The following is a 25,739-nucleotide window of genomic DNA, read 5'->3' as shown; positions in this document are numbered from 1 at the left end:
ATTACCGCACCTTCAGCGTCGCCAGGCCAATCAGCACCAGCATCAGCGAAATAATCCAGAAGCGCACAATAACTCGTGGTTCTGGCCAGCCTTTAAGTTCGTAATGATGATGAATCGGGGCCATACGGAAAATGCGCTGCCCACGTAACTTAAAGGAACCGACTTGCAAGATGACCGACAGTGTTTCAACCACGAACACCCCGCCCATAATCACTAATAAGAACTCTTGGCGCAGCAATACCGCGATGGTACCCAGCGCCCCGCCCAATGCCAACGAGCCAACATCACCCATAAACACTTGTGCCGGGTAGGTGTTGAACCATAAAAAGCCCAGCCCAGCCCCGACAATCGCGGTGCAGACAATCACCAGCTCACCGGCATGGCGCAGATAAGGAATATGCAGGTATGCAGCAAAGTTCACGTTACCGGTCGCCCAGGCCACCAGTGCGAAACCGCCAGCAACAAAGACCGTTGGCATAATCGCCAAACCATCCAGCCCGTCAGTCAGGTTAACCGCGTTGCTGGTGCCCACAATGACGAAATAAGCCAGCAGGATATAGAGCAAGCCAAGCTGCGGCATGATGTCCTTGAAGAACGGCACCACCAGCTCAGTGGCTGGGGTATCTTTACCGATGCTGTACATCGCAAAAGCGGCAGCCAGTGCAATGATCGACTGCCAGAAGTATTTCCAGCGAGCAATCAGGCCTTTGGTGTCTTTACGTACCACTTTGCGGTAATCATCAATAAAACCAACGATGCCATAACCGACCAGAATAAAGAGCACGCACCATACATAGGGGTTAGACGGGTAAGCCCACATCAGAACCGAAATGGTGATAGAGAACAGAATCATCAGGCCGCCCATGGTTGGCGTCCCGCGTTTGCTGAAATGTGACTCTGGCCCATCGTTACGTACTACCTGGCCAATCTGTAATTTTTGCAAATAGGCGATCAGGTGCGGTCCCATCCACAAAGAAATAAACAGTGCCGTCAACAAACTGACGATGGCGCGGAACGTCAAATAGGAAAAGACGTTAAAGCCCGAGTAAAATTTTACTAAATATTCAGCCAACCAAACTAACATGATGCCTTCTCCTGTAACGCACGCACGACATCTTCCATGGCGGCACTACGTGAACCTTTAATTAAGACGGTGATAACCGGATGTTCGAGCAGCAATTCACTGACACGGGCTGCCAAAGTGTTCTTATCCTGAAAATGTTCGCCGCACCCGCTTGCATCGCTAAGTGTCTGGCTGAATGTCCCTACGCTAAGGACTTTATCGATGCCCGCCTGTTTTGCGGCCTCGCCCACCTGACGATGGCAGTCAACGGCGGTTTCACCCAACTCGCCCATATCGCCCACCACCATCACTCGGTAGCCCGGCATTTCAGCCAGCACTTGCGCAGCGGCGGTCATGGAGCCAACATTGGCGTTGTAGCTGTCATCGAGCAGCAATTTGCCGGCAGCAAGTTCACTTGGGAATAAGCGCCCCGGCACGGCCTGTAACTGGGTTAACCCCTCACGAACCGCAGCTAAACTAGCGCCGACCGACATGGCTAACGCCGCAGCAGCCAACGCATTGGCAATGTTATGTCGCCCTGGCAGCGGTAATTCGATGGCTACCGTGCCGAAAGGGGAATGCAAAGTGAAATGAGTGACTTGTGGTGCAATACGCACATCACTGGCAAAGAAATCAATATCTTCTGCACCGTGAGGGGCAAAACGCCACACCCGCTTGTGATGCAACGTTTCTTGCCAGTGCGGCCAGTCATTGCTGTCAGCATTAATAATCGCAGTACCCTTCGCGGGTAACCCGGCGAAAATCTCGCCTTTGGCTTGCGCTACACCGGCCAACGAGCCAAAACCTTCCAGATGTGCGGCAGCTAAATTGTTAACCAAAGCACTTTCCGGGCGGCTTAAATCAGTGGTGTAAGCAATTTCACCGATATGATTAGCACCAAGCTCAATCACGGCAAAATCGTATTCAGGCGTCAGGCGCAGTAGCGTCAGTGGCACGCCGATATCATTATTGAAGTTACCGGCGGTATACAGCACCTTGCCGCATTGGCGCAAAATCGCCGCAACCATTTCTTTTACTGAGGTTTTACCGGAGGAACCGGTTAAGGCCACCACACGGGCAGGCACTTGCTGGCGCACCCATGCAGCTAGTTGCCCTAATGCCAGACGGGTGTCTTTAACCACTAACTGCGGCCCCCCCACCAGTAAGCGTTTACTTACCAGCAAAGCGCCTGCGCCAGCGGTAACAGCATCTTCTGCAAAATCATGCCCATCAAAACGCTCGCCTTTGAGCGCCACAAACAAACACCCCGGCGTGACCTTACGGGTATCAATGGTCACTTCGGTTATCTCGATGTTATCACCGCCAATATGTTCAGCATCAAGCAGCGTGGACAGGAAATGCAGCGAAACCTTAATCATGCCACCACCTCCAGCAAACGCGCGACGGTGACTCGGTCAGAGTAATCCAGGCGGCGATTGCCAACCAATTGATAATCTTCATGCCCTTTGCCGGCAATCAGCACGACATCGTCTTCTTTGGCCTGCATGATGGCGCTGGTCACCGCTTCGGCGCGGCCATGAATCGCCTGCGCATGGCCGGCATCGAGTAAGCCACTGAGGATATCGGCGATAATCGCCTGTGGCTCTTCGCTGCGCGGGTTGTCGTCGGTGACAACGACTCGATCAGCCAGTTGTTCTGCGATACCGCCCATAAGTGGGCGCTTACCCTTGTCACGATCACCACCGCAACCAAACACACACCACAACTGGCCTTTACAGTGTAAACGCGCCGCTGCCAGTGCTTTTTCCAGGGCATCCGGGGTGTGGGCATAATCCACCACTACCGTCGGTTTGCCCGGTGCGTTAAACACTTCCATCCGCCCACACACTGGTTGCAGGTGAGGTGCGGCGGCTAATAATTGTGCCAACGGATAACCCAGCGAGAGCAGCGTTGACAGTGCTACCAGCAGGTTACTGACGTTGAAAGCTCCCATCAGGCGGCTTTCTAACTGGCCTGCGCCCCAGCTTGAATCAAACGCGATGCTGGCACCATTATCATGATATTGAACGTCGCTGGCAAAAAGCCACGGGCCTTTCCAGCCGGTCGGGACATTGCCTTCCATGCTGACAGCGACTGCTTGCGGCAATTGGCTGAGCCAGCGGCGGCCCACTTCGTCGTCAGCATTGATAATTTTGTGTTCGGATTGATGAGTGGAGAACAACAGCCATTTCGCCGCTTCGTAACTGGCCATATTGCCGTGATAATCCAGATGATCACGGCTTAAGTTAGTAAACACTGCGGCGGCAAACGGCAAGGCGGCTACGCGGTTCTGAATCAAACCGTGGGAGGAGACTTCCATCGCGGCAAAAGTTGCCCCTTGATCCACCAAATTGCGCAGCAAATGCTGAATATCAACCGCTGAACCGGTGGTGTTTTCCGTCGGGATAACCTGCCCTAGCAAGCCATTACCAACGGTGCCCATCACCGCACTGGTGTCACCCAATGCCTGGCTCCATTGCGCCAGCAGTTGTGTGGTGGTGGTTTTGCCGTTGGTTCCCGTCACACCGACTAAACGTAATGCGTCACCCGGCTGATGGTAAAATTGCCCCGCCAGCGTGGATAAGTGCTGGTTCAAATTACGCAGATAAATGACTGGCACGCCATGCATCTCGACCATGCTGGCATCCGGTGCGACCCCTTCGGCGTCGGCAATCACTGCCGCCACACCTTGGGCGATGGCTTGCGGGATATAGCGACGCCCGTCCGTCTGATGGCCGACAACGGCGACAAATACATCCCCGGCCGCGGCAACACGGCTGTCTAATGTCATTTCCCGTAGCGCACGCTCCGGGAGGTCTAGCCCCCAAGGAGCGAGTAAGTCGCGCAAGTTACGATCTGCCACCTGAACCCTCTTTTGTATTAATCACTAATTCGCTTTTATCACCGGTGGGTAACCCATCAGGTTCAATGTTCATGGTACGCAAGACGCCGCCCATGATGGCACCGAACACCGGTGCAGAAACCGCACCACCGTAATATTTCCCTGCTTGCGGGTCATTGATGACCACAACCAGAGCAAATCGAGGGTTACTCGCGGGCGCTACGCCTGCGGTGTAAGCGAGGTATCGGTCCATATATTTGCCATCCGGGCCGACCTTCTTGGCAGTACCGGTTTTAATGGCAATACGGTAGCCTTTAATGGCCGCTTTGGTGCCCCCGCCGCCAGGTAATGCCACACTTTCCATCATATGAACCACGGTACGCACCAGCGGTTCAGGGAAAACGCGTTCACCGGCCACTGGCGGGTCAACTTTGGTAATCGACAGCGGGCGATAAATCCCCATGCTGCCGATGGTTGCATAGACTCGCGCTAGTTGTAACGGTGTTACCATTAGCCCGTAGCCGAAAGAGAAGGTGGCCCTCTCTATGTCAGACCACCGTTGTTTTTTAGGATATAAGCCACTGCTTTCTCCGACCAACCCCAAATTGGTCGCTTTCCCAAACCCAAACTTTAAGTAAGTTTCTACCAAAGCTGAGGATGGCATCGCTAACGCCAGTTTAGACACACCGACGTTACTCGACTTCTGTAAAATCCCGGTCACGGATAGCTCAGCGTAACGGGCCACGTCTTTAATTTGGTGACCGTTAACAAAGTACGGCAAGGTGTTCAGCACGCTGTTTTCTTTCACAACGCCATTTTGCAACGCCGTCATCACTACCATTGGCTTCACAGTCGAACCGGGTTCAAAAATATCGGTTATCGCCCGGTTACGCATGGCATCTTTCGGCGTACCGGTCAGGTTATTCGGGTTATAAGAGGGGCTGTTGGCCATCGCCAACACCTCGCCGGTGGTCACATCGACCAGTACCGCCGTGCCTGATTCCGCTTTGTTAAAGGCCACCGCATTATTCAGCTCGCGATACACCAGCGCTTGTAGGCGTTCATCAACACTCAGCACCAGATTGTGCGCCGCCTGGCTATCAACGGAAGAGATATCCTCGATCACGCGGCCAAAACGGTCTTTACGCACGGTGCGCTCGCCGGGTTGCCCGGTGAGCCAACGATCGAAACTTTTCTCAACGCCTTCAATACCTTGGCCGTCAATATTAGTGACGCCAATAATGTGAGCCATCACCTGACCTGCGGGATAGTAGCGGCGGGATTCCTGGCGCAGATAGATACCGGGCAATTTCAGCTTATGAATATAGTCGCCAATGGCGGGATTAACCTGACGCGCCAAATAGACGAAGCGCCCTTTCGGGTTGGCGTTAATGCGGGTTGCCAGTTGATCCAGCGGGATTTCCAGCGCATCAGACAGGGCTTTCCAGCGCGTATCCAATGTAATGCCACCGCGTTCGATCAACTCTTTTGGATCAGCCCATACCGCATTAACCGGTACGCTGACCGCCAGTGGCCGGCCTGAGCGATCACTTATCATGCCACGCGCGGTAGGCACTTCCTGAACGCGTAGCGAGCGCATATCGCCCTCGCGCACCAGTTTGTCGGGATTGATCACTTGCAGATAAGCCGTACGTAGCATCAACCCGACCAATGCCAGCAAAATACAGCCGCACAACAACGCAAAGCGCCAGCTTATAAAGCTGGCTTGTTCTTCCTGGCGCTTTAACTTACCGGGGCGCGCTGCTTTCATGCGTTACCTTGGCTGCTACGAGTCATGGTGGCGACTGATTCCTTTAATTTATTAAAAAAAACGCTATGGTTTAACCACAATATTTTCTTGTGATGGATCAACGTGTTGCATTTTCAGTTTGTCGGTTGCGATACGCTCAACGCGGCTATGATCGCCCAACGCATTCTCTTCCAAAATCAGGTTGCGCCACTCGATATCCAGCGCATCGCGTTCCAGAACCAACTGTTCGCGCTCTGCGGTCAGCAAACGCGTCCGGTGGGCGGTGGTCACAACCAAGACGGCAGACACCAGCACCGCGACCAGTAGAATCAATGGGATCTTGGCATTACGGATTAAATCTCCGCCAATGACCCCGACTAAACCGTGGCGCTCATTGCCTATCACCCGTTAATCCTCTCGGCAAAACGCAATACCGAGCTGCGCGCCCGTGGGTTTTCAGCCACTTCAGCGTCCGGTGGCATCATTTTGCCAACCGATTTCAGTGTGCGGCCACCCATGCTGCGTAGCTGTGCTTCCGTCAACGGCAAACCCGCCGGCACTTGTGGCCCACGGCTGTGATGACGAATGAAGTTTTTAACGATTCGGTCTTCCAACGAATGGAAACTGATAACGGATAAACGACCTTCTGGTGCCAAAACTTCAAGAGCACCATCAAGCGCGCGCTCAATTTCTTCCAACTCGCTGTTGATGTAGATGCGGATAGCCTGGAAACTGCGGGTGGCTGGGTGTTTGTGTTTTTCGCGAAATGGGCTGGCGTTGGCAATCAAATCCGCCAACTCTTTGGTCCGCGTCATCGGTTGAGTGAGGTTGCGCTCAACAATAGCTTTGGCCAGCCGTTTGGCAAAACGCTCTTCGCCAAACGTTTTCAATACCCAAGCGATATCATCAGCGCTGGCTTTCATTAGCCAGTCGGCGGCTGACAAGCCACGGGTAGGGTCCATTCGCATATCCAGCGGCCCGTCACGCATGAAAGAGAAGCCGCGTTCAGGATCATCTAGTTGGGGGGAGGAAACGCCCAAATCCAGCAAGACGCCGTCGATACGACCAACCAAATCCAATTCCCGCACATAATGCGCTAAATCAGAAAATGGGCCGTGTACGATAGAAAAGCGTGAGTCGGTAATTGATTTCGCCGCGTCGATAGCTTGCGGATCACGGTCAATTGCAATCAGACGCCCTTCTGGCCCAAGCTGGGACAGAATCAGACGCGAATGACCACCACGGCCAAAAGTGCCGTCAATATAGATGCCGTTATCGCGGATGTTCAGGCCATTAACCGCCTCATCCAGCAATACGCTTGTATGCTTGTAGTTGTTATCTACACTTTTTTTGTTATCTACCATGCTTATAGCGATAAGTCCTGTAGCCGCTCAGATAGAGGTTCCTGAGTGGACTGTTCTGCGTCGATGTCATCCTTGACTTGTTGATACCAGGTCTGTTCATCCCACAGTTCAAACTTGTTGAACTGCCCAACCAGCATCACTTCTTTATTCAACCCAGCGTGCTGACGCAATGTTCCGGCAATCAGCAAGCGCCCGGCACCATCCATCTGACATTCACTGGCATGTCCTAACAGCAAACGCTGAACCCGACGTTCAGCCGGATTCATGCTCGACAGACGGGATAATTTCTGTTCGATGATTTCCCATTCAGGGAGCGGATAAAGCAACAGGCATGGCTGGTGAAGGTCTATGGTACAGACCATCTGGCCTTGCGATTCCTCGGTCAGCAAATCCCGGTATCGGGTAGGTACGGCAAGCCGCCCTTTGCTGTCGAGGTTAACCATCGTTGCCCCACGAAACATGACTGAGTTACCCCTTCATGACCCAATTCGCCACTTTATCCCACAAATCCCCACATTAAAGAGTTTACGGATGGTATGAAAACCTTGTCAAGCCAGAGCCGATGCGCTTTGACAATATTTATGGGCAGTTCTTGAGATATATCTCGCAGAAGGGGCTATTTTAGTGATTGAAATAGAAATTAACGTCATGATAAACGGGCTATTTTTCTGTTAGTAATTTCGGCGGCTTAAATAAATAATTAATTGTCGTTTAATTGTCTCATTATTTCCTTCTGCAAGGAATGTCTCATTTTTAGGTTAAAAAATGGACGACTAAAAATTAAACACGATTAAGACAAATCCCGTTGCAGCCGGTGTTTTCTGAGGAACTACGCCACAATTGGCGATCAAAACCACCGCGCGGCAATAATACCCGCGTAAAAAACAGGCCATATCCGGTGCGGCATTTTACTTCAATTAGCCGCGAGGGATTAATCTATTTTGAAATAAATTATTAGCACCTATTTGCCGATATCAGTGAAATATGAATATCTTCAGACAGATAAATCTTAAATTAACCCAATGAGGGAAATTGTTTTTTTGAAGCACTGTTATTTACGATTTTGCTCGAACGCCCTTACTCGTTTTGTTTCCCCAATTGTTGTTCAGAAAATCAAATCGCTGTTTTTTAAAGAAAATCCTACTACATGCCATTTAAATCACCACAACAAGCCCAGATCTTCACCGCAGAAAGTATAAAAATCAGCCAAATGTTAAAAATAAAAATTTTAAGCTGGTTATATTAAAAATAACAACACTGTAAACTACACAAAAAGCCAAAAGACAAAATAAACAACTGGCATTGCAATTATAAGCGAAATATAAAACCTGCTAATTATCTCAATCATGGGCTTTGTAGCAGATGTTTACCCTATGTAGGGAGTCAATCACAATGTTTTCAACTGGATCTCGCCTGCGCAGTGCCGCAGCCGATACTTTTGCACTCGTGGTTTATTGTTTTATCATCGGTATGGCAATTGAGATCGTAATTTCAGGAATGACATTCCAGCAGTCACTCTCTTCACGGCTGGTTTCAATACCGGTCAATATTCTTATTGCCTGGCCTTATGGTGTCTATCGTGATGCTTTCATTCGTTTTGCCCGCCGCTACGCAGGCGAGCGTGTTTGGGCGCGAAATATGGCTGACCTACTGGCTTATGTCAGTTTCCAGTCGCCGGTTTATGCCATAATTCTGTGGGCTGTTGGTGCAGATTTAGAACAAATCACCACTGCGGTCACCAGCAATGCCGTCGTATCGATGGCGATGGGCGTGGCTTATGGTTACTTTTTGGAGTATTGCCGCCGTTTGTTCCGCGTCGCAGGTTATGTTTGAATACCCGCCATCTTTCAAAGGGCCGGTGTGCTGGCTGCGTTCGTTCACCCGAACCACTTACTAATAATAATCAGGGCCAACGGGTGCCCTGATTGGTTGAAACGTGGATTACTTGCGGCTTAGGCTGCCGCGACGGAACAGATTACGACGGATACGGGTCAAGCCCGGTTTCGGTTTATGCGGTTCATCCAGGCTGGCTAATACTAACTCCAGCACGCGTTCGGCAACATCACGATGACGCTGTGCGACCGCCAGTACCGGGCACTCAAGGAAATCCAGCAGTTCGTTATCACCAAAAGTCGCAATCGCCAGATTGGTCGGCAACCGCCCACTCTGTTTGAGCGTGACGTCCATAACGCCCTGTAATAGCTGGAATGAGGTGGTAAATAACGCCTGTGGCATTGGATGGGTCTTCAGCCACTGTGCAAATAGCACTCCAGCCGCTTCGCGCTCGTAGCTGTTGGCATACAGGTAATCGACTTTGCGTGGATCGTCTTTCCATGCGTCACGGAACCCCATCTCCCGCAAGAAACTGACCGACAGTTCGGGTAATGCCCCCAGATACAATACTGACTCCGCCGGAAATGAACGCAGTTCTTGTGCCAACATCTGGGCATCTTCCTGATCCGCCCCCACCACACTGATAAAATGCTCCCGATCAAGCGCGCGATCGAGTGCAATTATCGGGAGTGGGTCATTCGCCCAGCGCTGATAAAATGGATGCTCTGGCGGCAAAGCCGTGGAAACAATAATGGCATCAACCTGGCGCTGTAATAAGTGCTCAATACAGCGCATTTCATTATCTGGCTGATCTTCAGAACAGGCGATAAGTAACTGATAACCACGCTGACGTGCCTGACGCTCCAGATAATTCGCAATACGGGTATAGCTGGTATTTTCCAGATCCGGAATAACCAAACCGATCGAGCGGGTTCTGCCCGCACGCAATCCTGCCGCGACGGCATTTGGGTGATAGTTATGTTCTCTGACAACCGCCATAACTTTATCTACTGTTTTATCGCTGACCCGGTACTGTTTCGCTTTGCCATTAATGACATAACTGGCCGTTGTGCGCGAAACGCCCGCAAGACGCGCGATTTCATCCAGTTTCACGTTAACCCCTTATAAACCCAGTAAAGTGGTGAAAGGCAGAATTGCCTGCCAGGTCTGGAATCCCAGAGCCTTATCAATCTTACCTATGGACCAGAGGGTTATAGGCCAGACTTAGCGACGTATAGACATAGTTTAACTATGGATATAGCCTGCTATAGATCTAACCGCAGAACGCACTATTGAGCAACCGCTTTAACCACTCTATAACCGCATCCAGGTTAAAAAATAAGGAAAAAAAGGCCCAGCGCACATGCCGAGCCTGATATTCGAAGATGAATCAACATTTATGACTAGAGTTAACGCATAATCTTGTCGCCGCGTGACACACCGACAATACCGGAACGGGCCACTTCAACGATTTCTGCCACTTCTCGTACCGCGTTGAGGAATGCATCCAATTTGTCGCTGGTGCCAGCAAGCTGCACGGTGTAGAGCGTGGCGGTCACATCCACAATCTGCCCACGGAAGATTTCAGTGCAGCGCTTAACTTCTTCACGGCCATAACCGCTGGCCTGTAACTTCACCAGCATGATTTCGCGCTCAACATGTGAGCCTGAAACCAGTTCGCTCACCCGCAGTACATCCACCAGCTTATGGAGTTGCTTCTCAATTTGCTCCAGAACTTTGGCATCGCCCACGGTCTGAATAGTCATGCGCGACAGTGTAGGATCGTCGGTCGGTGCTACCGTCAAACTTTCAATGTTATAACCACGCTGGGAGAACAGGCCCACCACTCTTGAGAGCGCACCTGATTCGTTTTCCAGTAAAACTGATAAAATCCGGCGGCGCATAATTATGTCCTCTCCGTTTTGCTAAGCCACATTTCGTCCATGCCACCACCGCGAATCTGCATCGGGTAAACATGCTCTGTTTCATCGACAGTCACATCCACAAATACCAGACGATTAGTCTCGGATAGTTGTGTCAATGCATCAGCCAGTTTGCTTTCCAGCTCATCCGGTGTGCGGATAGAAACACCAATATGACCATAGGCTTCTGCCAATTTGACGAAATCAGGCAGAGAATCCATATAGGACTGCGAGTGACGGCCCGAATAGATCATGTCCTGCCACTGCTTCACCATGCCGAGATAGCGGTTATTCAGGTTCAGCACCAACACCGGCAAGTTATATTGCAGTGCTGTGGATAATTCCTGAATATTCATTTGGATACTGCCATCCCCGGTGACACACACCACCGTTTCATTGGGTAGCGCCAGCTTAACACCCAGCGCTGCTGGCAGGCCGAAGCCCATCGTCCCAAGGCCACCTGAGTTGATCCAGCGGCGTGGTTTATCAAATGGATAGTAGAGTGCGGCGAACATCTGGTGTTGACCGACATCGGAGGTGACATAAGCATCGCCCTGGGTCAGACGGTGTAAGGCTTCGATCACTGCCTGCGGCTTGATTTTACCGCTGTCTTTGCTGTAGCTCAGGCAACTGCGTGCACGCCATTGTTCAATGGATTGCCACCAATCGCGCAAACTATCACAATCCTGCGCGCAATCGATCTGAGGTAACAACTCCAGCATGTGTACCAGAACTTGTTTGGCATCACCCACTATTGGGATATCGGCGTTGACGGTTTTCGAAATGGAGGTCGGATCAATATCAATGTGTACCACAGTGGCATCCGGACAATATTTTTCCAGATTATTGGTGGTACGGTCATCAAAGCGCACGCCAACGGCAAAAATCAGATCCGTATTGTGCATCGCCATATTGGCTTCAAACGTGCCGTGCATCCCCAGCATACCCACACTTTGGCGGTGCGTACCTGGGAAACTCCCCAGCCCCATCAGGGAACTGGTTACCGGCAAATTCAGCGTCTCAGCCAACGTCAGTAACTCTTCATGACAGGCCGCATTAATTGCCCCGCCGCCGACATACATAATCGGCTTTTTAGCCGCTAAAATAGTTTGCAACGCACGTTTAATCTGCCCACGATGGCCTTGCACCGTTGGGTTATAAGAGCGCAGGCTGACCTGTTCAGGGTAGGCATAAGGCATTTTTACCGCCGGGCCAACGATGTCTTTTGGTAAATCGATCACCACCGGCCCTGGGCGGCCAGTTGAGGCCAGATAGAAGGCTTTTTTCAGTACGGTTGGAATATCTTCAGTGCGTTTCACCAGAAAGCTGTGTTTCACTACTGGGCGGGAGATCCCCACCATGTCGCATTCCTGAAAAGCGTCAAAGCCAATCAATGAGCTTGGCACCTGCCCTGAGAGCACCACCATCGGCACTGAATCCATGTAAGCGGTGGCGATACCGGTAATCGCATTCGTCGCACCGGGGCCTGAAGTCACCAGCACCACCCCTACCTCACCGGTTGCCCGTGCATAGCCATCGGCCATGTGAACCGCACCTTGTTCGTGGCGCACCAGCACGTGATCGATGCCGCCGACCGTGTGCAGGGCATCGTAGATATCAAGTACGGCCCCGCCGGGATAACCGAATACATGCTTAACGCCCTGATCGATTAACGATCGGACCACCATCTCGGCTCCTGACAACATCTCCATGGGTTTTGCCTCCAGGCTTAGTTTGCTCATTGGACTGCGGGAAGTCATTTCCACACAATCCGGTAGGAAAGGCACAACGCCCCGCCGTCCTATTCTTATTAGTTATGATTAGATCGTTATTAACGCAACCAACTTATTAACATAACGTCAGAATTTCTGGCAGGCAAACAGCAATTCTCGACACAACAGGCAATGGTGTTGACGACCAACTGAATTTCCGCTCATCAAAAAAATAAAACACTGCCTGAGTGTCATTAACCCTACGCTTAACACCACATTAACCATTAATTATAGAACTAAATCAGGCTAATACTTTTTATCTACCCACAGAAGAAAAAGCCGTGAAGCGGCATGATGCCAATAAATAAAGCGGTTGGGCGTTTAGAAAAACAGCGGCTGCCCGCATCGCACAGGCAGCGACGTGATGCATGATGGGTTAATCGCGGTACATCGAATCAATTTCATTCTGATAACGCTGGAGAATGATCTTACGACGTAATTTCATGGTGGGCGTCAACTCACCGGTTTCCATCGTGAATGCCTGTGGTAACAACGTGAAACGCTTAACCTGTTCAAACAGCGCCAGCTCTTTTTGCATCTCTTTTAGCCGTTGCTCAAACAGGCTGACGATATGGCTATGACGCAATAATTCCAATCGACTATGGTATTTCAAATTGATTGAACGGGCATACTCTTCCAACGACTCAAAACACGGCACAATCAGCGCCGATACAAACTTGCGGGTATCGGCAATAACCGCGATTTGCTCGATAAAACGATCCTGCCCGAGCGTGCCTTCGAGCATTTGCGGCGCAATGTATTTGCCACCGGAGGTTTTCATCAAATCTTTCAGCCGTTCGGTGATAAACAGATTCCCTTGTGCATCCAGCACCCCGGCATCACCGGTTTTGAGCCAGCCATCATCGGTAAACGACTCTGCCGTCTCTTGTGGCTTATTAAAATAACCACGCATGACAATCGGGCCACGCACCTGAATTTCATTTTCTGCACCCAGTCGCACATCAATACCCGGCAGAGGCTTGCCGATAGAACCAAATCGAAAGTCGTTCTCTTCCCAGCAAGAAACCGTGGCACAGGTTTCCGTCATGCCATAGCCGTACTTGATATTGACGCCAATCGCTTGGAAAAAAAGGATAATATTATCATCCAGCCGCGCACCGGCAGCCGGTAAGAACCGCACTCGCCCCCCGAGCACAGCGCGTAATTTGCTCAATACCAAGCGATCAGCCAGTTTGTGCACCAGCTCAGACAACAAGGATGGCTTTTGCCCACGCTGTAGGCATTGGAACTTACGTTCGCCACGGCCTACAGCCCAACGGAATAACATCCGGCGATGCCATTTTGCCAACGCGACTTTATCATTGATGGCGCTGAAGACTTTCTCGTAGAAACGAGGCACCGCACACATGACCGTTGGTTTTACCGCCTGCATTGCGGGCCGCACCCAATCGGTATCACGGATATAGACGTTTTGCGCGCCGGTATGCATCACATAGCAGCTCCAGGCCCGTTCAAACACATGAGATAACGGCAGAAAACAAAGGGAGACATCTTGTGCGGTCAGGGTTAAACGCTGATCGTGCAGATAAAGTTGAGCCGCCATATTGCGGTAATCCAGCATCACACCTTTAGGCTCTCCGGTGGTGCCGGAGGTATAAATCAGCGTAAACAGATCGTCTAAACCACAACTCTCAATACGGCTGGTGAGTAGATGCGGCTGAACCGCGTTTGATTGTTGCTCGAAATCAGCCAGATGCTGAGCATATCCACAGCCACGTAAATCGACTGAGGGTTCCAATGCAATAATCTGCACCAACTGCGGGCAAAGTGATCTCAGTGTCAGAGCAATATCAAACTGCTTTTGTCCACCGACAAAGAGAATACGCACATCAGCATCATTGACCACATAAGCTGCCTGCGCAGTGGTATTGGTGGCATACAGTGGCACACTCACGCCACGCAACTGCAAAATAGCCAAATCCGCTAACGACCAGGCCATGCTGTTATTAGCAAAAATCCCTACGCGCTCTTGAATTCCCACTCCCAAAGAGAGCAGTGCAGCAGAAATCCGGGTGACATGAGTGTCAACTTGTTGCCAGGTAAGCTGTTTTTCGCCTTCTGGCGACCATTCGCGGAAAGCTATCTGATCAGCACGCTGGCTGATTTGCTCGCGCAGCCGTCGTACAAGGTGGTATTGCTCTACTATTTGGGTCATAACATCGCAGCTCGCTGGGAAATCATTCGTTAAAGTGTACCGCCACTCTTTGCCTGTTGGCATTCAGCTTACACCTGTTCACTTTTTTTCGCGCAGTCTACCCACTCTTTAAGTTATGGCAAATAAAATTCGGCGTAGAAGTGTGAGCTGAAATTGAGTTTGATGAAAAAAAACAAACATTGAGGTGATAAGGCAAAGCGGCATGAACCATCGCATTAGGCTGATCGGAGAAAGGATTGAGTACAAAATAATGTGGCCGTAGTTTCAGGATAAATTATTGCCTGCCACCAATAATTATATTACTTAAGTAGCAGGACTTAACGCCAAAAATTAAGCGGGGAGACTAAATTGGCTAAGTAACTCTTTCATCCATTGATGACCCTTATCTCGATCCGTGGACTCATGCCATGTGAGATAACATGCCCGATATGTTTCTTCCACAGGTAAAGCAATCAGTTTCAAGTTGAGTGGTTCACAATATTTTTGCACCAACCAACGAGGGGCAATGGCAACAAAATAAGTTTGAGAAACAATATTAAGCACACTATTCATATCTGTACTTTCATAAGCAATCCGTTGAGAACTTGCTGTTGACTCATAATAAGGCTCACTGAAAGACCCCATTCTATTCAATGACACTACAGCATGTGATTCTGACAACAGTTGTTTTTGAGTGATTGAATCACCAATTCTTGGGTGATCTTTAGACACCGCCAAAACTAATTCATCATTAAACAATGAGATGTGATGAAAGTCCGGGCGCTCAAACTCAGTGTAGCTAATAACAAACTCAGTTTCCTGGTAACGTAATTGATGTTCGATGTTGTCATTAAGATAAGATCGGATAATGAGCTGTACGTTGGGTGCCAATTGCTTTACCCGTTGTATGATTTGCGCCGTCAGCCTGATATCTAAAGGACTGCAAATTGATAAATTAAACACACGTTCACTGTTTTTTGCCTCGAAACCCGCCCCCGGCAACTCATTTTGCACTAACTGCAAAGCCTGGCGAACAGGGCCAAAAAGCTGACGAGCTCTGGCTGTCGGCTGTATACCACGACCATAGCGGACAAACAGTTCATCGTTGAACATAATTTTCAATCGGGCAACAGCATTACTTACCGCAGGCTGAGACATGCCCAAAAACTGGGCGGCACGAGTGACATTATGCATTTGCATCACTGCATCAAAAACTGTTAATAAATTGAGGTCAACACTTCTTAAGTGAACCTCACCACATTCTTTTTTAGTCCCTTGATCATCGTTTACTAAGTTGTGTTCAGACATGCTTAACTCCAATAAGCTTTATGCAGATGGTGAGATTAATAAAAAGCCGCACTGATATTTATAGTTACTTAAAAATATCGTTTAACTCTTAATATTAATGATACCAATATGCTCAATCTTGCTTTTATTCGGTAAGATTGAGTCTCATCCTTGTATAGGAGTGAAAGTAAAAATCACACCTAATGCATTCTTCTGTCAGCAATTCTCCATAGATTAATACATGAATAAGCCATCTATATAGAGTCCCTTACATAGCAGCCTAAACTAATTTACTTTAATAACACCAAACCATTGCTTTATAAATACCAGTAATAAAATCAACGATATGATCACATCATAAAATGAGATGATTGACAACTATGCCATTAATAAATAATAAATTCATCAATTAAACCTTATTAGTTCTTAATCATAACCACAACCACATTGAATAAATTAATTCATTCCATTCAAGCTAATTATAATTAATAAGCGTAATTGTAATATACCTAACTAGCAGACAAAGCTGGATGTTCAGTTAATGGTTATAGACATTCATAATACATATATAAAAAAGACAATAAGGTTTTTTGTTAATTCACCCAGATTAACAATCTGTCTCATTATGCCTTCTCATTATCGCTTGCATCTATAGTACCCAAAAAAATATTCCCGTGAGCTATCTCGTTATCAGCCGCATCGGATAAACAGGTTGGAAGAGTCCTCAAGTTCCGTTAAAGCACAATAATCCAATTAATATTCATTATACCGAATAAATAAAAACACAATATCATTACAAATAACATTTAATTCTGCATAAGTTATTTTTTTAGATTTTTACTCCAAACGAAGGAAGCCGTGATCTATACAACCAGTTGAAGCCGCCATTTCAAACAAATGTTGACATACCCACAAAATTCACGTATCAATTTAGGTAACGCATTATTTTGACCAATGAGAAGCTGAAAATTATGTTCTACACTACCCGTCTACTAGGCCTACTACTTAACGCATCCCTTTTGCGCGGTATGTTGGTGGACGGAAATCAGAACTGATTCAGCCATCAAGATTAACAAGCCCGCGCAAATGCGCGGGTTTTTTTTTACCCGCTAAGCGCAAATGTAAACACGACAAGGAACAACCTATGAGCCAACAAGTCATTATTTTCGATACAACATTGCGCGACGGTGAACAAGCATTGCAAGCCAGCCTGAGTGTTAAAGAGAAGCTGCAAATCGCGTTAGCACTGGAAAGAATGGGTGTCGATGTCATGGAAGTCGGTTTCCCGGTTTCCTCACCTGGCGATTTTGAGTCAGTTCGCACCATCGCGCAGCAAGTCAAAAACAGCCGCGTTTGTGCCCTGGCACGCTGTGTAGATAAAGATATCGATGTTGCCGCAGAAGCTTTGCGGATTGCCGAAGCCTTTCGTATTCACGTATTTTTGGCGACATCCACTTTACATATCGAATCTAAATTAAAGCGCTCATTTGATGATGTGTTGGCGATGGCGGTTCACTCGGTGAAACGCGCCCGCAACTATACCAATGATGTTGAATTCTCTTGTGAAGATGCTGGCCGCACCCCTATTGATAACTTGTGCCGCATCGTAGAAGCCGCGATCAATGCCGGTGCCACAACTATCAATATCCCTGATACCGTCGGTTACACCACGCCTTATCAATTCGGCGGAATCATCACTGACTTGTATGAGCGTGTACCGAATATTGATAAAGCCATTATCTCGGTCCATTGCCATGACGATTTAGGCATGTCGGTTGCCAACTCCATTACCGCAGTGCAAGCCGGGGCGCGTCAGGTTGAAGGCACGATTAATGGCTTGGGCGAACGCGCCGGTAACTGTTCACTGGAAGAAGTGATCATGGCGATTAAAGTGCGCGAAAATATGTTGGGTGTGCATACTAATATCAATCATCAAGAAATTTACCGTACCAGCCAATTGGTCAGTAAATTATGCAATATGCCAATACCTGCGAACAAAGCCATTGTCGGCAGTAATGCGTTCGCCCACTCCTCCGGTATTCATCAGGATGGGGTGCTGAAAAATCGCGAAAACTACGAAATCATGACACCGCAATCCATCGGTTTGAAAGAAGTGCAGTTGAATCTGACTTCCCGTTCAGGTCGCGCGGCGGTCAAACACCGCATGGAAGAGATGGGTTATCAGGACAAAGATTACAATTTGGACTCTTTGTACGACGCGTTCCTGAAGCTGGCAGATAAGAAAGGTCAGGTGTTTGATTACGACCTGGAAGCGTTAGCCTTCATCAATAAGCAGCAGGAAGAACCAGAACATTACCGTTTGGACTATTTCAGCGTGCAATCGGGTTCCAGCGTGATGGCGACCGCATCAGTGAAATTGGTCTGTGGCGAAGAAATCAAATCAGAAGCCGCCACAGGTAATGGCCCGGTTGATGCGGTGTATCAGGCCATCAATCGCATTACCGGTTATGACATTGAGCTGGTGAAATATCAACTGTCGGCCAACGGCCAGGGTAAAGACGCATTGGGTCAGGTTGATATCGTCGTCGCCTACAAAGGCCGCCGCTTCCACGGTGTGGGCCTGGCAACCGACATTGTCGAGTCATCCGCTAAAGCGTTGGTTCACGTATTAAATAACATCTGGCGCGCTCATCAGGTAGAAATCGAGAAGCAGCGCTTGCAACAAAATAATCAGGAAATGGTGTGAACATGACTAAGACTTATCATATTGCCGTTTTACCCGGAGATGGCATTGGCCCTGAAGTAATGGCTCAGGCACATAAAGTATTGGATGCGGTACGCGCGCGTTTCGGTATCAGGATTTCAACCAGTGTTTATGATGTCGGTGGCGCGGCTATTGACCGTCACGGTAGCCCATTACCGGCAGCGACAGTAAGCGGATGTGAACAGGCTGACGCTATCTTGTTTGGCTCGGTAGGCGGCCCAAAATGGGAGCATTTACCACCGGCGGAACAACCAGAACGCGGCGCATTGTTACCATTACGCAAGCACTTTAAATTATTCAGCAACTTGCGCCCAGCGCGCTTGTATCAAGGCTTAGAAGACTTCTGCCCGTTGCGCAGTGATATTGCCGCCAAAGGCTTCGATATTCTGTGTGTGCGTGAATTAACCGGCGGTATCTATTTCGGCCAACCCAAAGGTCGTGAAGGCCAGGGCCAGTATGAACGTGCTTTTGACACCGAAGTTTATCATCGCTTTGAAATTGAACGCATTGCCCGCATTGCCTTTGAATCTGCGCGTAAACGCCGTGGCAAAGTCACCTCTATTGATAAAGCCAATGTGTTGCAAAGCTCAATTTTGTGGCGTGAAGTGGTCACTGCCATTGCGGCCGATTACCCAGATGTTGCGTTGTCCCATATGTATATCGATAACGCCACCATGCAGTTAATCAAAGACCCTTCCCAGTTTGATGTGCTGCTGTGTTCTAACTTGTTTGGCGATATTTTGTCCGATGAGTGCGCCATGATAACCGGCTCAATGGGCATGTTGCCGTCGGCCAGCCTGAACGAACAAGGTTTCGGTTTATACGAACCCGCTGGCGGCTCCGCACCCGATATCGCGGGCAAAAACATCGCCAACCCCATTGCACAAATTCTGTCTTTAGCTCTGCTGTTACGCTTTAGTTTGGGTAAGGATGACGCGGCGGCGGCTATCGAAAACGCCATCAACCAAGCATTGGAACAAGGCTATCGCACCGCTGATTTGGCAGGTGATGGCAAAGCAATTGGCACCAACGAAATGGGCGATATCATCGCTAAATTCGTGGCGGAGGGGGTATAAAATGGGCAAGACGTTATATCAGAAATTATATGATGCGCACATCGTTTACGAAACGCCAAATGAAACCCCATTGTTGTATATCGACCGCCATTTAGTACATGAAGTGACCTCTCCGCAGGCCTTTGATGGCTTGCGTGCCATGAATCGTCCGGTGCGTCAGCCGGGTAAAACCTTTGCCACCATGGATCACAACGTTTCAACCCAGACTAAAGATATCAATGCCAGCGGTGAAATGGCCCGTATCCAGATGCAGGAACTGATGAAGAACTGTGCTGAGTTTGGCATCTCTTTGTATGACCTAAACCACCCATTCCAAGGCATCGTCCATGTGATTGGCCCGGAACAAGGCATGACCTTACCGGGCATGACCATCGTTTGTGGTGACTCGCACACTGCAACCCACGGTGCGTTTGGCTCACTGGCATTTGGTATCGGCACCTCAGAAGTCGAACATGTGTTGGCCACCCAGACGCTGAAACAAGGTCGGGCCAAAACCATGAAAATCGAAGTCAACGGCGATGTTGGCGCTGGTATTACCGCCAAAGATGTCGTGTTGGCGATTATCGGCAAAACCGGCAGCGCGGGCGGCACCGGCCATGTGGTGGAATTCTGTGGCAGCGCAATAGAAGCCCTGAGCATGGAAGGCCGCATGACATTGTGCAATATGGCCATTGAAATGGGTGCTAAAGCGGGTTTGGTCGCACCGGACGACACGACTTTTAACTATTTAAAAGGCCGTCAATTCGCCCCGACCGGCGAGCAATGGGAACAAGGCGTGACCTACTGGCGCACCTTGAAATCTGATGCCGACGCCAAATTCGATACCATCGTCACCTTAGATGCCGCTGATATCGCGCCACAAGTGACCTGGGGCACCAATCCGGGTCAGGTGATTGCGGTGAATGACATTATCCCATCGCCAGAATCATTCAGTGATCCGGTTGAACGCGCTTCGGCGGAAAAAGCCTTGGCTTATATGGACTTGCGCCCCGGCATCAAATTAACCGAAGTGGCGATTGATAAGGTCTTTATCGGTTCTTGCACCAACTCGCGCATTGAAGATTTACGTGCCGCAGCCGCAGTAGCGCAAGGGCGTAAAGTCGCAACCGGCGTGCAAGCCATTGTGGTGCCCGGTTCCGGCCCGGTAAAAGCACAAGCGGAAGCAGAAGGTTTGGATAAAATCTTTATCGAAGCCGGTTTTGAGTGGCGTTTGCCCGGTTGTTCCATGTGTTTGGCGATGAACAACGACCGTCTGGAACCCGGAGAGCGTTGTGCCTCCACCAGCAACCGTAACTTTGAAGGCCGTCAGGGCCGTGGTGGCCGCACCCATTTGGTTAGCCCAGCAATGGCCGCCGCCGCCGCTGTCAGTGGTCATTTTGCTGATGTTCGCGACTTAGAAGCCGCCACCCACTAACCGGAGACACCACTATGACTAAATCTACTCAACACACTGGTTTTACTCAACATAGGGGTTTGGTCGCACCGTTAGATGCGGCAAACGTTGATACCGACGCGATTATCCCAAAACAGTTTTTGCAAAAAGTGACGCGTACCGGTTTTGGTCAGCACCTGTTTAACGACTGGCGTTTTCTCGATGACGCCGGCAAAGTGCCCAACCCTGAGTTTGTGCTGAACCGGCCTCGCTATCTGGGCGCAACCATCCTGTTGGCTCGTGAGAATTTCGGCTGTGGCTCATCGCGCGAACATGCGCCGTGGGCATTAACCGATTTTGGTTTTAAAGTGGTTATCGCACCAAGTTTCGCTGATATTTTTTACGGCAACTCATTTAATAATCAATTATTACCGGTAACACTAAACGAAACGGATATCGATACCTTATTCCAGTTGGTTAGCGATAATGAGGGCATCGAGTTTGTTGTCGATTTAGAGCAGCAAACAGTGAATGCCGGAGGGGAAAGTTACGCTTTTGAAATAGACAGTTTCCGCCGCCATTGCATGATCAATGGCCTGGACAGTATTGGCCTGACGTTGCAGCATGAAGGCCATATTTCAACATATGAAAAACAGCAACCGGCATTTTTGAAATAATGACCACCGCACGCGGGTGCACTATGCTTCGCGCACCCGCGCACAGATAATGAGCGCCAATATTGCCAACCCCATCGCCACCACATACACCGCGTTATGCCCCCATGTTTCGGTCAATACGCCTTGCAGCACCCCGGCCAGAATAACGCCCGTGGAAATGCTATTGGTAAACAGAGTCGTTGCCGCCCCAGCCCTGCCCGGCATTAAATCTTGAAAATAGAGCATACCGATACCGGCGATGATACCAATAAATATGGCATTAAAAACCTGCAATAACATCAACGCAGTTTTGAATTTAAACAACACCAGCCCGGTATAAAACAGCACGCCCGCCAGTACCGCAAACAGCATGATGTTACGTTTACCAAAGCGCCTGACCGAATAACCCGCCAACAGCATGATAGGGATTTCCAGCCCGGCGGCAGTTCCCATCAGTAAGCCCGCCAACCGTTCCGGCAACCCCAAATTCACCGTGATATACAGCGGCATATCAATGATATACATGGTATTGCACGTCCACATCAACATCGAGGCGATAAACAGCAGCAACACGTCTTTATCCGCAAACAGACTGGTCTGGGTCACGGCAGGAGCATCGGTGACCGGCGCTACTCGCGGTACCGAAGGCAAAATAAACCACACCACCAGCGCACTAAGAACAAAAATACCGGCAGCGATACTGAACATCAGCGTAAAGCCATAATTCAGCGCCAGCATAAATGACAATGGCGGCCCGATAACCCAAGCCAATGAGAGCTGCGCACGCATAATCGAACTGAACATCACCACTTCGCGGGCTGAGCTATCGGCATATTCCCGCGCTAAAGCGAAAATCTGCGGCATGGCGGTATTGGCGACTGAAGCTAACAGAACACCGGCGGTAATCAGTGTTAGGTAGTCACGATTGAAGGCAAATAACAGGCAGTTCCCCACCGCCATCAGGTAACAAACTATAATCAACTTACGCCGATCGCCGCGTAGATCAGAGCGTTTAGCTAATACAAAGCTGACTGTTATCCCGGCAATGGCATTAACGGTATAAAATAATCCGACCCACAGTGGGCGTACCTTCACTTCAGTGCTCAAGAATAAGCTCAACGTGGGTGCCTGCAATGCCCCCGCGATACCGGAGAGAAAAGCCACCACAAAGAAAGCGAGAAATACCGGGTTAATACGGCGGGAAAAGGTTAATGCAGATTTCATTCCAGGCTCCAGCGCCAGAAACAGCGATTAAACGCTATGCTACAGAAGCGCGCAGATTTATATAGAAAAAAATAGATGAGCCGCATAAATTTCACATCAAAATCATTGATGCGGTTCACCACCCGGCATCGAGGTCGCAGGATAAAAAAAACCAGTGGCATAAACCACTGGCTGGTGAAAATCACCATTACTCAGAAATTTTTGGTACTCGGTATAGCCAAACTCCGTTCACACAACAAACATCAATAACAGTTACCACACATCACAAAGTATGCTCGGTGCGGGCGATAATATCGTCCTGCGCATCGGGTGATAGCGCGGTAAAGAACGCTGAGTAACCCGCAACCCGCACCACCAAATCGCGGTAACGATCTGGATGTTGCCTGGCTTCAAGCAGTGTCTCGCGTGAGACAATGTTGTACTGCACATGCCAGCCCAGATACTCATCAAAGAAGGTGCGCAGCATCAGCATCAGCTTTTCCCGGTCACGCGGGTTGTCCAATGTGGACGGATTCAGTTTTTGATTGAGCAACACCCCGCCAAGAATCGAGGCGGTCGGCAATTTCGCCAGTGAATTGAACACGGCGGTTGGCCCCAGATGGTCAGTGCCGGAGGCCGGGCTGGCCCCTTCTGCCAGCGGGCTATGGGCTTTACGTCCATCCGGTGTAGCCATCGTCGCCGCACCGAATGGCACGTTGGCAGAAATAGAGGACGTCCCGGCATAATAGGTACCACCTATCGGGCCACGACCAAAGCGAGTATTGTGATATTGCTTTAGCTCATCAATGTACGTTTGGTAAGCGCGCACTAACAGTTGGTCGACATCATCAACGTCATTGCCGTATTTTGGTGCTGAATTAATCAGATGCTGGCGCAATTGTTCACCGTTCAAACCGGCAAAGTCATTGGCTAACGCTGTTGCCAGTTGCGGCTGACTGATAAGTTGTTGTTCAAACACCAGTTTACGCACCGCAGCCAGGCTGTTACCTAAATTGGCAATCCCCACCTGCAAGCCGGAAACCCAATCGTAGCGCGCCCCGCCTTGTTTGATACTTTTACCGCGCTCAATACAATCATCCACCAACGCCGAACAGACGATATCGTGGGCGTTCTCTTCCAATACCGTATCCACTACACACTCTATCTCGATAGATTTGCGGGTGTAGTAACGAATCTGCGCATCCCACTGCGCCATCACTTGAGAGAAATCGCTAAAATTGCCCTGCGACAAACCTTGCTCTTGTGGCAAAAATACCTGTCCGGATGTCGCATCACGGCCTTGTTCCAACGCCGCCAGCATCACGCGGGCAAAGTTAATAAAACTCATGCCAGTACAGCGATAACCCCATTTACCGCCCACCGCCGTTTCAATACACCCGATCGCGGCGTAATCATAGGCATCCTGCGGTTCTACACCCAATTTGATAAATTCGGGAATAACAATCTCGTCATTATTAAATGCGGGCATACCAAAGCCGCAGCGGATCACCTGCACACAGGCATCGAGGAAATCATCACTGATACCGGCATGGTAGCGCACACTCAGGTTCGGTTGAGTCGAACGTAAGCGCCCGCAAGATTCCAGCACCGCATAAGAGAGTGGGTTAACCGCGTCGATTGCTTTGCCCTGCACCAGTTTCTGCCCGCCGATTGTGACATTCTGATACAACGGGCTGCCTGCCGAGGCTTTAGAGTGCGAACCGGAACGGACCTTGTTCACTTCCAGCAACTTCAACCAACAGCTTGCAGCATCTCGATAGCTTTTTCGCGGCTGAGGCGATGTTCCAGCTCCACGTCACGGCGATACCACGGATAGAGGTATTGGTCGAGGCGGCCAAAGGAGACGGAATGACCGTTAGATTCAATTTGCAGCATCAACTGGATGAAATAGCACAACTGTAAGGCTTGCCAGAAGGTCTGCGGCGGTTGATGAGCAATCAACTCGCAGTTTTCGGCGATAGTTTGTAGCTCAATACGCCGCCAGTCACGCGACTCTTCTTGTGCCATTTGCCGCGCCAGCGCTGCATAACGTTCAATATGTTCGCTCAATGCGGCCAATGAGATATCAATCGCTTTGAGGAATTGTTCTTTATGCAAATCGCTCCAGTCAGTCAGTTGCAGCCGTTCGCGGCGGTCAGCCACTTTACTGCGCAGGCCATCTAGCCCTTTTTCCAGCAATAACGGGAAGTTAACTGCCAAATGCGCATCACCCGAGGTCATATTGCCCTCCGCTTTTATGATGCCGGTTGCCAGCAACGCTTTTTGTTCATCGGTAAACATGCCGTAGCAGCGATCTTGTACTGTCTGGCCGCGCCACCACGGGCAGATACGATGTAATACCGCTTTATCTGCTTCACTGACCGAGAAACCGGCACCGGGGCGGTCGGCCAGCTCATCAATTTCGTTTTCAATCCAACTGACTGTGTATTCAGGGAAAATCGGGGCCGCCCGCAATTGGCTGGCCTGATTGCCAATAATCAACTCGTCATTTTTGATCCAGACCGTGCGTTGCTGGAGGTGATGCGCCAGCGCCAAGGCGCGCCTGATGGGTAGAGGTTTGTCCTGATGCTGTTGATATGCTTCGGTATAATGCTGCGCCCGCTCGGTACACACCGGTGGCTTCACAATATGAATCAGTGCATTTTTATGCAACTTCGTCCGTTCGCTTAAGGTTACCAAATCAAGAGTGGTCATCGCG

General features: G+C 49.7%; 18 protein-coding genes and 1 pseudogene. 5 read left to right on the top strand and 14 right to left on the bottom strand.

All coding sequences use genetic code 11. The annotated features are described in order from the left end of the window. Position 1: 1 nt before the first annotated feature. From mraY to mraZ, 7 genes are all read right to left on the bottom strand, one after another. Positions 2-1,084 carry a phospho-N-acetylmuramoyl-pentapeptide-transferase gene (mraY, locus tag AT01_RS15755; protein WP_042547809.1) on the bottom strand — a complete coding sequence of 361 codons (1,083 nt, stop codon included), beginning with the start codon at positions 1,082-1,084 and terminating at the stop codon, positions 2-4. Continuing rightward, positions 1,078-2,442, bottom strand: coding sequence for a UDP-N-acetylmuramoyl-tripeptide--D-alanyl-D-alanine ligase (gene murF / locus AT01_RS15750; protein WP_042547808.1), 1,365 nt, complete (start codon positions 2,440-2,442; stop codon positions 1,078-1,080). Before murF ends, mraY begins: the two co-directional genes overlap by 7 nt. After that, entirely contained in the window at positions 2,439-3,926 is a 1,488-nt protein-coding gene (gene murE / locus AT01_RS15745) for a UDP-N-acetylmuramoyl-L-alanyl-D-glutamate--2,6-diaminopimelate ligase (RefSeq protein WP_042547807.1), read from the bottom strand. Before murE ends, murF begins: the two co-directional genes overlap by 4 nt. Beyond that, positions 3,913-5,676 carry a peptidoglycan glycosyltransferase FtsI gene (locus AT01_RS15740; RefSeq protein WP_042547806.1) on the bottom strand — a complete coding sequence of 588 codons (1,764 nt, stop codon included), beginning with the start codon at positions 5,674-5,676 and terminating at the stop codon, positions 3,913-3,915. Before AT01_RS15740 ends, murE begins: the two co-directional genes overlap by 14 nt. A gap of 63 nt (positions 5,677-5,739) precedes the next feature. Next, positions 5,740-6,060 (bottom strand): cell division protein FtsL, encoded by a 321-nt coding sequence (gene ftsL / locus AT01_RS15735; protein ID WP_042547805.1) that lies wholly within the window; start codon positions 6,058-6,060, stop codon positions 5,740-5,742. After that, entirely contained in the window at positions 6,057-7,019 is a 963-nt protein-coding gene (gene rsmH / locus AT01_RS15730; protein ID WP_004704516.1) for a 16S rRNA (cytosine(1402)-N(4))-methyltransferase RsmH, read from the bottom strand. The genes ftsL and rsmH overlap by 4 nt, the downstream gene beginning before the upstream one ends. 2 nt (positions 7,020-7,021) lie before the next feature. Continuing rightward, positions 7,022-7,480, bottom strand: coding sequence for a division/cell wall cluster transcriptional repressor MraZ (mraZ, locus tag AT01_RS15725; protein WP_004704515.1), 459 nt, complete (start codon positions 7,478-7,480; stop codon positions 7,022-7,024). Positions 7,481-8,411: 931 nt separating this feature from the next. Here mraZ and AT01_RS15720 point away from each other — a divergent pair. Continuing rightward, positions 8,412-8,852, top strand: a complete 441-nt coding sequence (locus tag AT01_RS15720; protein WP_042547804.1) for an L-alanine exporter AlaE — start codon at positions 8,412-8,414, stop codon at positions 8,850-8,852. A gap of 108 nt (positions 8,853-8,960) precedes the next feature. Here the strand turns inward: AT01_RS15720 and cra are convergent, their stop codons facing one another. From cra to leuO, 5 genes are all read right to left on the bottom strand, one after another. Then, positions 8,961-9,965, bottom strand: coding sequence for a catabolite repressor/activator (cra, locus tag AT01_RS15715; RefSeq protein WP_004704513.1), 1,005 nt, complete (start codon positions 9,963-9,965; stop codon positions 8,961-8,963). 296 nt (positions 9,966-10,261) lie between these two features. After that, positions 10,262-10,756 carry an acetolactate synthase small subunit gene (ilvN, locus tag AT01_RS15710; protein ID WP_004704512.1) on the bottom strand — a complete coding sequence of 165 codons (495 nt, stop codon included), beginning with the start codon at positions 10,754-10,756 and terminating at the stop codon, positions 10,262-10,264. 2 nt (positions 10,757-10,758) lie between these two features. Beyond that, entirely contained in the window at positions 10,759-12,486 is a 1,728-nt protein-coding gene (gene ilvI, locus AT01_RS15705) for an acetolactate synthase 3 large subunit (protein WP_004704511.1), read from the bottom strand. Between the two features lie 436 nt (positions 12,487-12,922). Continuing rightward, positions 12,923-14,722, bottom strand: a complete 1,800-nt coding sequence (locus AT01_RS15700; protein WP_042548665.1) for an AMP-dependent synthetase/ligase — start codon at positions 14,720-14,722, stop codon at positions 12,923-12,925. A 330-nt stretch (positions 14,723-15,052) separates the two neighbouring features. After that, a complete protein-coding gene (gene leuO / locus AT01_RS15695) occupies positions 15,053-16,009 on the bottom strand; it encodes a transcriptional regulator LeuO (protein ID WP_042547803.1) in 957 nt (318 codons plus the stop codon). Positions 16,010-17,132: 1,123 nt separating this feature from the next. Between leuO and leuA the strand changes: the two genes are divergently transcribed. From leuA to leuD, 4 genes are read left to right on the top strand one after another with little or no spacing between them, the layout of a single operon-like run. Further along, positions 17,133-18,695, top strand: a complete 1,563-nt coding sequence (gene leuA, locus AT01_RS15690; protein ID WP_042547802.1) for a 2-isopropylmalate synthase — start codon at positions 17,133-17,135, stop codon at positions 18,693-18,695. A 2-nt stretch (positions 18,696-18,697) separates the two neighbouring features. Continuing rightward, positions 18,698-19,789, top strand: coding sequence for a 3-isopropylmalate dehydrogenase (leuB, locus tag AT01_RS15685; RefSeq protein ID WP_042547801.1), 1,092 nt, complete (start codon positions 18,698-18,700; stop codon positions 19,787-19,789). Between the two features lies 1 nt (position 19,790). After that, positions 19,791-21,203, top strand: coding sequence for a 3-isopropylmalate dehydratase large subunit (gene leuC, locus AT01_RS15680; RefSeq protein WP_042547800.1), 1,413 nt, complete (start codon positions 19,791-19,793; stop codon positions 21,201-21,203). A gap of 14 nt (positions 21,204-21,217) precedes the next feature. Beyond that, positions 21,218-21,838, top strand: a complete 621-nt coding sequence (leuD, locus tag AT01_RS15675; protein ID WP_042547799.1) for a 3-isopropylmalate dehydratase small subunit — start codon at positions 21,218-21,220, stop codon at positions 21,836-21,838. Between the two features lie 21 nt (positions 21,839-21,859). Here the strand turns inward: leuD and AT01_RS15670 are convergent, their stop codons facing one another. Beyond that, positions 21,860-23,041, bottom strand: a complete 1,182-nt coding sequence (locus AT01_RS15670) for a sugar efflux transporter (RefSeq protein WP_042547798.1) — start codon at positions 23,039-23,041, stop codon at positions 21,860-21,862. Between the two features lie 262 nt (positions 23,042-23,303). Beyond that, a pseudogene (locus tag AT01_RS15660) lies at positions 23,304-25,735 on the bottom strand (formate C-acetyltransferase/glycerol dehydratase family glycyl radical enzyme). Between the last annotated feature and the right edge of the window lie 4 nt (positions 25,736-25,739).

The sequence above is a fragment of the Yersinia aldovae 670-83 genome (assembly GCF_000834395.1).
Lineage (GTDB): Bacteria > Pseudomonadota > Gammaproteobacteria > Enterobacterales > Enterobacteriaceae > Yersinia > Yersinia aldovae.
Note: the sequence above shows the minus strand (reverse complement) of the source record. Positions and strands in the feature narration are given on the sequence as shown.